At 75.3% G+C, this 9244-nt stretch carries 7 protein-coding genes and 1 pseudogene; 5 read left to right on the forward strand and 3 right to left on the reverse strand.

Features of this window, described 5'->3' with window-relative positions:
- Positions 1 to 372 (reverse strand): winged helix-turn-helix domain-containing protein (locus BU198_RS07095; protein WP_188295999.1); only part of this gene is annotated, 372 nt, incomplete at its 3' end.
- 172 nt (positions 373 to 544) lie between these two features.
- Here BU198_RS07095 and BU198_RS07100 point away from each other — a divergent pair.
- Entirely contained in the window at positions 545 to 3472 is a 2928-nt protein-coding gene (locus BU198_RS07100; protein WP_188296000.1) for an AfsR/SARP family transcriptional regulator, read from the forward strand.
- A gap of 318 nt (positions 3473 to 3790) precedes the next feature.
- Here the strand turns inward: BU198_RS07100 and BU198_RS07105 are convergent, their stop codons facing one another.
- Both BU198_RS07105 and BU198_RS07110 read right to left on the reverse strand, forming a co-directional pair.
- Positions 3791 to 4303 carry a DUF4232 domain-containing protein gene (locus BU198_RS07105; RefSeq protein WP_188296001.1) on the reverse strand — a complete coding sequence of 171 codons (513 nt, stop codon included), beginning with the start codon at positions 4301 to 4303 and terminating at the stop codon, positions 3791 to 3793.
- A gap of 182 nt (positions 4304 to 4485) precedes the next feature.
- The gene (locus BU198_RS07110) at positions 4486 to 4815 is read right to left on the reverse strand and encodes a DUF4326 domain-containing protein (protein ID WP_188296002.1); all 330 of its coding nucleotides are present in this window, start codon (positions 4813 to 4815) and stop codon (positions 4486 to 4488) included.
- 173 nt (positions 4816 to 4988) lie between these two features.
- Between BU198_RS07110 and BU198_RS07115 the strand changes: the two genes are divergently transcribed.
- The 4 genes and pseudogenes from BU198_RS07115 to BU198_RS07130 form a co-directional block, all read left to right on the forward strand.
- A complete protein-coding gene (locus BU198_RS07115; protein ID WP_317620004.1) occupies positions 4989 to 6650 on the forward strand; it encodes a histidine kinase in 1662 nt (553 codons plus the stop codon).
- A 149-nt stretch (positions 6651 to 6799) separates the two neighbouring features.
- Positions 6800 to 7468, forward strand: coding sequence for a response regulator transcription factor (locus tag BU198_RS07120; RefSeq protein WP_188296005.1), 669 nt, complete (start codon positions 6800 to 6802; stop codon positions 7466 to 7468).
- A 555-nt stretch (positions 7469 to 8023) separates the two neighbouring features.
- Positions 8024 to 8776 (forward strand): transglycosylase family protein, encoded by a 753-nt coding sequence (locus BU198_RS07125; RefSeq protein ID WP_188296003.1) that lies wholly within the window; start codon positions 8024 to 8026, stop codon positions 8774 to 8776.
- A gap of 218 nt (positions 8777 to 8994) precedes the next feature.
- A pseudogene (locus BU198_RS07130) lies at positions 8995 to 9244 on the forward strand (hypothetical protein); the annotation flags it as partial.

The following is a 9244-nucleotide window of genomic DNA, read 5'->3' on the forward strand; positions in this document are numbered from 1 at the left end:
GGCGGTGCGGGCCCGGGCCGCCGCGGCGATCAGCCCGGCGGCCCGCCCGGCGTCGACGGCCTCCTCCGGGACGTCCAGCCGGTAGCCGCTGCCGACCCGCAGCAGCACCGTGGGCTCGGCGGGGTCGGGTTCGATCTCCTTGCGCAGGTGCCAGGCATAGGTGCGGATCGCCGCGACCGGGCGGCCCGGCGGGCACTCGCCCCACAGGGCGTCCACGAGCTGGTCGGCCGACACGGCGCGGCCCGGGTGCAGCAGCAGGACCGCGAGCACGGCCTTCTGCCGGGGTGTCCCGGTGTTCAGCTCGCCGCCGTCGCGCAGCGCCCGCACCGGCCCCAGCACGGTGAAGCGCAGCCCGTCCGCCGCAGCGCCCATCGTGCCCCCTCCCTCGGATGATCAAGGTCGTCAAATATAGGGCAGGGCCCGGCGCCGCCGACGGACGGTCACTTTCCGTGGGGCGGGCAGCGGCTGGCCCCGCGCGGGGCATTGGTTCGACCACCTGCCAGAATCGCTCCGGATCATCCGCGGACCAGGGGGGAATCGGCGCGTGACCGGGACGGAAACTCTCGCCTTCAGCCTTCTCGGGCCGGTGCGCGGCTGGCGCGACGGCACCGAACTGGCCCTGGGCGGCGCCCAGCAGCGCGCGGCGCTGGCGGTGCTGCTGCTGCGCGGCGGCCGGCCCGTCGCCGTCGAGGAGCTGGTGGACGGCCTGTGGGGAACGGCGCCCCCCAAGTCCGCGACGCCGATCGTCCGGACCTACGTCTCCCGGCTGCGCACGCTGCTGGAGCCCGGGCACCGGCGGCACGGCGGGCCCGGCCTGCTGGTCACCGTCGGCAGCTCGTACGCACTGCGGGTGCCCGAGCGGGCCGTGGACCTCGCGGAGGCCGAGCGGGAGGCCGCCTCGGCCGGGCGGGCCAGGGAGGCCGGCGACCTGGTGGGCGCCCGGGCCCTGGTCCGGCGGGCGCTGGAACGCTGGCAGGGGGTGCCGCTGGCCGGGCTGACCGGGCCGTTCGCCGAGGACAGGCGCGAGCAGCTGGACCGGTTGCACCTCGGCCTGGTGGAGACCGGGATCGAGCTGGATCTCGCCCTCGGCGAGGCCGCGGCCGCCGCCACCGCCGTCTCCGCGCTGACCGCGCTCACCGCCGAGCACCCGCTGCGCGAGAGCCTGCGACTGCTGCTGATGCGGGCACTGTTCCGGTGCGGCCGCCCCGCCGAGGCGCTCGCGGTCTACGAGGAGACCCGGGCGCTGCTGGCGGCCGAGCTGGACACCGCCCCCGATCCGCGCCTGGCCGAGCTGCACCTGCGGATCCTGCGCTCCGACCCGACGCTGCTGCCGCCGGCCCCGCCGGAGCCCCCACGGCTCCCGAAGCCCGCCCAACTCCCGGCCGACACACCTGATTTCACCGGGCGCGAGGAACTGCTCCACGGGCTCACCGAGCTCCTGCGGGCTCCCGCGGCGCCGGCCGTGCGGATCTGCGCGCTGCACGGGATCGGCGGCGCGGGGAAGACCACTCTGGCCGTCCGCGCGGCCCACGCGGTGCGCTCCGCCTTCCCCGACGGGCAGCTCTACGTCGACCTCGCCGGGGTCGCGGACCGCCCGGCCGACCCTGCCGCCGTCCTCGGCCGGCTCCTGCGCGCCCTCGGCGTCTCCGAGGCCGGCCTGCCCGACGACCCCGAGGCCCGCGCTGCCCTGTACCGCAGCATGCTGGCCGACCGGAAGGTCCTGCTGCTGCTCGACAACGCGCGGGACGCCGACCAGGTCCTCCCCCTGCTGCCCGGCGACCCGGGCTGCGCGGTGCTCGTCACCAGCCGCGCCCGGCTGACCGCGCTGCCCGCCACCCAGGTCGAGGTGGACGCCTTCCGGCTGGACGAGGCGCTGGAGCTGCTCACCACCGTGCTGGGCGCCGACCGGGTGCTCGCCGAGTTCACCGCCGCGGCCGACCTGTCGGAGACCTGCGGCCACCTGCCGCTCGCGGTGCGGATCATCGCCTGTCGGCTGCTCGCCAGGCCGGACGGCACCCTGGCCGACTGTCTCCGCCGACTCGCCGACGAGCGACGCCGGCTGGGCCGCCTGCGGGCCGGCGAGCTGGACGTCCAGGCCTGCTTCCGGCTCGGCTACGACCAGCTGGCCCCGGAACTCGCCCGGGCCTTCCGGCTGCTCGCGCTGCCGCGGAGCGCCACCATCTCGCTGCCCTGCGCCGCCGCCCTGCTCGGCGCGGACGAAGCCGACACCGAGCGGCTCCTGGAGGAGCTGCTGCACACCGGCCTGCTCCAGTCCCTGCACGACGGCCGCTACCGCTACCACGACCTGCTGCGGCTGTTCGCCCGCGAGCGGCTGGCCGAGACGGAGTCCGCCCAGGACACCGACGGGGCCGCCGCCCGGCTGATGGACCTGCTGCTCGGCACCGTCCGCGACGCCTACCGGGTGGTCCGCCCGGGCCACCGGATCGCCGAACTCCTCGGATCCCGGCGCGGTCCCGGCACGGACTTCCCCGACGCCACGGCCGCGCACGCCTGGTTCGACCAGGAACGGGAGTTCGTCCTCGACGTCCTCGGCCAGACCGTACGGACGCTGCCCGCCCTGGTCGGCCCCGCTGCGGACGTCCTGCTCGGCCTGGACCCGCTGCTGGAACGGGCATTCGCCTGGCCGGACGCCGTCGCCCCGTCCCGGGCCCTGGCCGACGCCGCCCGGCGGGCCGGCCTCCCCCGCGCCGAGGCCGGTGCCCGGTACATGCTGGCCGGCGGACTCTGGCAGGTCGGCAAGTCCGCGGAGGCCGCCGCGCACATCGACCGGACCGAGGCGCTCTGCCGTGAGCACGACCTCCCGGTGCTGCTGGCCGAGGCACTGAACGTCCAGGCGATGGTGGCGTGCTCCACGGAGGGCTTCACCGAGGAGTCCGTGGCCCTGTTCGCCGGGATCCTCGCGCTCCAGCGGCGCATCGGCAACCGCTCCGGTGAGGCGAACACCCTCAACAACCTGGTCGTCACCTGCGTGCGGATCGGCCGGGCCGCCGAAGCGGCCGAGCACAGCGCGGCCGGCCTGGCCCTCTACCGCGCGCTCGGCGACGGCACCGGCGAGGCGCGGGCCCTGGTCTGCCGGGGGCTGGCGCTGACCCTGCTCGGCGAGTCGCAGGAGGCCCTGGACTGCTTCCAGGACGGCCTGCGGGTCAGCCGCGAGCGGCGGTTGCCCGACGTGGAGGCCCATGTGCTGCACCACCTCGCCACGGCACACCTGCGGCGCGGCGAGCCGGAGCCGGCCGACGCGGCCGCCGAGCAGTCCCGCGCGCTCAGCCACGAGATCGGCCTGCCCCGCGCGGAGGCACGCGCTCTGGTCGTCCGCGGCCGGGCCCTGGACGCCCTCGGCCACAGGGACCGCGCCGTCACCTGCCTGCGCGAGGCGGTGGCGATCTCCCAGCTGCTCGGCCTCGCCGAACTGCGCGAGGCTGAAGTGGCGTTGGCGCAGATCACGGGCTGAGGCCGGACGGCGGAGCCCCGTGAGGCCCGGGGCCCGTCCCCGATCGGTTCCCGGCCGCGATCCACAGCAGGGGCCCGCTCGTCCCTCCTCCGGTACGTGGCCCGCCGGCAGACGCCGTTCCACCACAGCGTGGCCGAGGCGAACCCGGCCGCGCCACCGCTCACCACCCCGGCGTCCGGTGCCGAACTCGCCATCGCCGACTCGGCGTTGACGCCGGTCCCGCCCCGCAACTTGAACGCCGCGCCGCGCCCGCGCAGCCGCCACACTCACCGTAGGCCGTGGTGATCGAGCGGACCGGGGCGCGGCTTCCGACCGCGGTCAGCCGGCCTTGCCCGCCGGGCCGATTTCGAGCCTGACTCCCTGGCCCGGGTGGTCCGGGTTGTCGAGCGGGAACGAGCCGCCCGGCCAGGCGACGGCCGCCTGGTGGGTGTCGTTGGGCGGGGTGACGACGATCTGCTGGGGCCGCACGCCGGAGCCGCCGCCGTCGGCGAGCGGGTAGTAGATGTTGAAGGCGGCGTCCTGGCCGGGCCGGATCGTGTCCGGGTAGGACGGGGCGGAGTTGCGCGGCACGGGGGTGGTGCTGCCGTCGGCCGTCTTCAGGTCGACACCGGCGTAGCCCGCGATCCGGCAGTCCCGTGAACCCTTGTTGTGCAGCTGGACGGTGACGACGCCGTGGACCTTGTCGGTGCTGCTGTCGGAGGCGGTGATCCGCAGGTCGTCGACCGTGCAGGCGCCGCCGGCCGGGGCCGGCTGGGCGGGCGGCGCTCCCCGCCGCCCGCGATCACGTCCTCGGGAGCCCCGCCGCCGTCGGTCGCCTCGTCCCACTGCCACGACGTCTCGCGCGCGGGACCCGTGGACGACGATGACTGCATGCGGCTCTCGCTTCCCCACCGGCGGCCCCGCGCCGCCATCCGCCCGGAGGATACCGAACAGGCAGCTATGCGTACGAAACGGTGGAAGGGGAGGAAAGAAGGGGACCACACCTCTCCTCCCCTCCTCTCCTCCCCGTCTCCTCACCTCTTCGGCGGGTGGTCCGCCAGTTCGGCGAGGACGTCGGCGTGACAGGGGAGCGGGGCGCACCAGCAGCCGAGGCGGTGGCCGCGCAGCGGGGGGACGAGGCCGAGCAGGTCGGGGCGGGCGAGCAGGTACGCGCGGTACTCGACCACCATCTCCTCGCGGGTGAGGTCGGGCCCCGGTCGGTACGGGCAGTGCAGCGGCGACTCGGCGAGGTGCCAGCCGCCGCGGTGCATCGCCCGGCCGACGTAGACGACGTCCTCGTAGTCGGTGTCGTCGCGGTGGCCCTTGAGGTTGACCACGGTGGTGCGGCGGGATTCGCTCGGCATGCCGTCCATGCTGGTGCAGGCCGGGCCCCGGGGCAGCCCGGGGCGCCGCGACCCGGGTCCGGCCGGGGCGCCGTACGCCCCCGGCGGGTGGGGCCGGGCGGCGACTTTCGTCGGCGCGGGAGGGCGACGAAGGAGGACGGCGGGCACCTGGTCCCGGCGGATAGCCTCGACGGGTGGAAGCGATCGCGCGGGCCTGGGACACGGCGGTACGGACGGCACTGCCGGGGCCCTGGCGGCCCCGGCGGGTGGTCGGCGAGGCGGTGCTCGCCCTGGTGATGGGCGGCTTCGCCGCCCTGCTGGAACTGATCACCGGCTCCGGCCTGGCGGTGCCCTTCGGCCTCGCCGTCATGGTGCTGTTCGTCCTGCGCAAGGGGCTGCCGGCCCCCGTGCTGCTGGTCACCGCGGCCCTCGCCGGCTGGGCGGCCGGCCCGCTTCCGCTGCTGGTCTGCGCGGGCTGGACGGCCGGGGCGCGGATCCGCCGGGTCTGGTCGCTGGTCGGTGCCTTCGTCGTGGGCTGGGTGCTGTTCACCATGACGGGCGTGCTGAAGGAGGCCGCCTCGCTCTCGCCGAAGCTGGTCCTCGGCCTGTCGCTCGGCTTCTTCCTGCTGGTCGCCGTGCTGCCCGGGCTCTACGGCCGCTACCGGGCGCAGCGGCGCGCCCTGCTGGACGCGCTGCGCGAGCGCAACGAGCAGCTGGTGCGCGAGCGGGTCATGGTGGTGCACCAGGCGCGGCTGCGCGAGCGGCACCGGATCGCCCAGGACATGCACGACAGCCTGGGCCACCAGCTGGCGCTGATCTCGGTGCACTCGGGCGCGCTGGAGGTGGACCGCACGCTCACCGACCGGCAGCGCGAGGCGGTCGGGGTGCTCCGGCAGGCGGCGGTGGCGGCGATGCGCGAGCTGCGCGAGGTGGTCGGCGTGCTGCACGACGAGTCGACGGCGGTGCCGCCCGCCACCGGGGCGGCCGCAGGGGCGTCGGGCCGGGGCGGGGTGGACGGGGTCGAGGGGCTGGTGGAGTCCTCCCGGGCGGCCGGGGCGGAGATCGGGCTCAGCCGGGAGGGCGAACGGCGCCCGCTGCCGGCCGCCGTCGACCACGCGGCGTACCGGATCGTGCAGGAGGCGCTCACCAACGCGCACAAGCACGCCCCCGGCGCGTCGATCGGGGTCGCGCTCCGGTACGAGCCGGACGCGCTGGTGGTGGAGGTGACCAACGGTCGCGCGCCGGAGCTGGTGGGCGCACGCACCGGCGCGGGCGCGGCGGTCAGCGGCGGTCAGGGGCTGACCGGCCTGCGGGAGCGCGCCCGGCTGGTCGGCGGGATGGTGCACGCCGGGCCCACGCCGGAGCAGGGCTTCCGGCTGGCGGCCGTCCTGCCGTACGAAGGGGCCGAGCAGGACGGGGCGGCCGGGCCGGCCGGGGCCGAGGACTGGATGCCGGAAGGCCTGACGCCCGTCGAGGCGGGGCGCCGGCGGCGGAGCCCCGCGCTGGGCTGTGCCATCGGGGTGGGCACCGTCGCGCTGACGGTGCTCGGTCTGCTGGTCTGGGGCGTGGTCGCCTTCGTCCAGGGCACCAACGACGCCAGCGTGGCGAAGCCGATGTTCGATCAGATCAAGGTCGGCACCGCCGAGGCGGAGGTGCTGCGCACGCTGCCGCGCGGCAACGACTTCTTCACCGACACCTACAAGGGGAGCGGCCCCGAGGTGCCGGCGGGCGCGCACTGCCGCTGGTACGGCCTGGACGGTGTGCCCGGTTCCGGCTGGAACGAGGAGCACGTGGCGCGATTCTGCTTCCGGGACGGGGTGCTGGTGGACAAACAGGAGTACGTGATGAGGGGCTGAGTGCCCCCGTGCGCGGGCGGGTGCTCCGGCCCGGGCGGGCCGGGTCGGTTTCGGACGGCGGCGGTCCGGATCGGGGCGGTTCCGAACGGTCCGGCCGGGATGTGAGGATGGTTCCGCAGCCGAAGCACCGTTCGAGGGGAATGACCAGCGTGATCCGAGTCCTCGTCGCCGACGACGAGCCGCTGATCCGGGCCGGGATCAGGATGATCCTGGGCTCCGCCGACGACATCGAGGTGGTCGCGGAGGCCGCCGACGGCCGGGAGGCGCTGGAACTCGCGCGGGCGCACCGGGTGGACGTGGTGCTGCTGGACATCCAGATGCCGGTGATGGACGGGCTGACGGCGCTCGGGGAGCTGGCGAAGGCCGCCCCCGGCGCGCGGGCGTTGATCCTCACCACCTTCGGGGAGCGCGAGAACGTCCTGCGCGCCGTGACCGAGGGCGGGGCCGGCTTCCTGCTCAAGGACACCGCGCCGAACGAGCTGATCCAGGCCGTCCGGGCGGCGGCGGGCGGGAACGCCTTCCTGTCCCCGGCCGCCACCCGGCACATCGTCGACTCGCTGGCCTCCGGGCGCAGCGCCTCGCTGGCGGCCCGCAGCGTGGCGGCGCGGCGTCGGCTGGAGGTGCTCACCGGGCGCGAGTCGGAGGTGTTGGCGCTGCTCGGCGAGGGTCTGTCCAACGCCGACGCGGGGGCGCGGATCCACATGAGCGAGGCGACGGTGAAGACCTACGTCAGCCGGATCCTGGCCAAGCTGGGCTGCGAGAACCGGGTCCAGGCGGCGCTGCTGGCGCGGGACGCGGAGCTCGACGGCCGCCACTGAGGGTGCTCGTCCGGTCGCGGTACGTGGCGAGTGTGGCGGATGCCACTCGGCGGCGCCGCGGAACGGGGAACTCCGGGTGCGGTGGTGACGGTGCGTCAGCTGACGGTTCCTCCGTGTGGAGGGTGCGCCGGCTTTCTCGGATGGACAGGTGTGAGCGAGGGCACGGAATATGACCATTTGATCTTGAAAATTCAGTCAAAGCTGGTCAAACCGCGTGCAGCTTCTAGATCGATACCGCCGGTAACAGTCAACTGACCTGCGACGTCCAAGAATTGCTTGCTGCGTCCGGGTGATGCCCCTAGCTTCATTGGCGGCGCACCGAGCGCCACCCGGGTTCACCCCGAGGCACTGCCCGCCGACTGACCCACGGCGCGAGGGCGGTGTCCGCCGACCAGGCCGGCTCGAACAGGCCGTCGGCGTGCGGAGGTGACCGGGGCGGCACGGCACGTCCGACACGTGCCCCGCCGCCCGTCGAGTGAGGTGAGCGAAAGACTGCCGGCCCATGTCTCGGGCCTGGTTCCGCCTGCCCGCCCGGGGCTCGTCGAGAGGACCTGTATGAAACCCCGTCACGAGACCGCCGCTGCCACCGAGACCACCGCCACCACCAAGCGCAACCGCGTACGGATGGCGGTCGTCGCGGGCGCCGCCGTCGCGGCCCTGCCGGTGGCCGGCCTCGTCACGGCCACCTCGGCCTCCGCCGCCACCGGCTCGACCTGGGACACCGTCGCCCAGTGCGAGAGCGGCGGGAACTGGAGCACCAGCACCGGCAACGGCTTCCAGGGCGGGCTCCAGTTCAGCCCGTCCACCTGGGCCGCGTACGGCGGGACCGCGTACGCCTCCCAGGCCCACAAGGCGACGAAGGAGCAGCAGATCGCCGTCGCGGAGAAGGTCCTCGCCTCGCAGGGGCCGGGCGCCTGGCCGGTCTGCTCGCAGAAGGCGGGTCTGGGCAAGGGTGGTGCTCCGGCCGCCGCCCCCTCGAACACCAAGGCGGCCAAGCCGGCCAAGCCCGCCCCGAAGGCGGCGCAGCCTGCTGCCAAGCCCGCCGCGAAGCCCGCGGTCAAGCCCGCCGCCGCGCCGGCGGCCAAGCAGCAGGCGCCCAAGGGGCAGCCCTCGGCCAAGCCCGCGCAGTCCGCGCCGGTCGCCCCGAAGAACACCGCGGGCGGCGACTACACGGTCAGGAGCGGCGACACCCTGAGCGACATCGCGGCCAAGTTCGGTACCGACACCGACAGCCTCTACCGGAAGAACGTGCGCACCATCGGCGGCGACCCGGACCTGATCTTCCCGGGCCAGGCGCTGACGGTCTGACCGTCTGTCGCCTGAGTGCCTGAGTGCCTGAGCATTTGACCGTCTGGCGGGACGCCGCCTGACGGAGCCCGGTCGACCGGCCGAGCGGCCGTCCCCGCCCCGGGGGCGGCCGCTCCGGCCGGTTCCGGGGCGTTCCCGGAGCCTGACCCGCTCCCGTGCCGTTCCCGTGCCGTTTCCGGTACGGGAGCGGCCGTTTCCGCTGCCGGTAGGGTCGGCTGATGGTCAGACTGATCGGCGACAGCGAGCTCACCGCCTCCCCGGTGGTGGCCAACAGCACGATGAACCGCGAACGCGGGCTCACCGGGGTGAACAGCTACGCCCGCGAGCTGGGCTTCGACCCGCTCGACCGGCTGGCGGAGCACGGCGGCACGGCGCCCGGGTGGCTGGACCTGTGCAGCGGCGAGGGCCGGGCCTTGGTGGAGGCGGCGCGGCGGTCGGCCGCGGGACCGCCGTCGGCCGCGGCCCGGT

It is taken from the genome of Streptomyces sp. CBMA156 (assembly GCF_014596515.1).
Lineage (GTDB): Bacteria > Actinomycetota > Actinomycetes > Streptomycetales > Streptomycetaceae > Kitasatospora.

Bases quoted from the DNA above. Each gene is read 5' to 3' on its own strand.
- BU198_RS07110 (WP_188296002.1), bottom strand. From the start codon at position 4,815: ATGCCGAGCGAATCCCGCCGCACCACCGTGGTCAACCTCAAGGGCCAC.
- BU198_RS07125 (WP_188296003.1), top strand. From the start codon at position 8,024: ATGAAACCCCGTCACGAGACCGCCGCTGCCACCGAGACCACCGCCACC.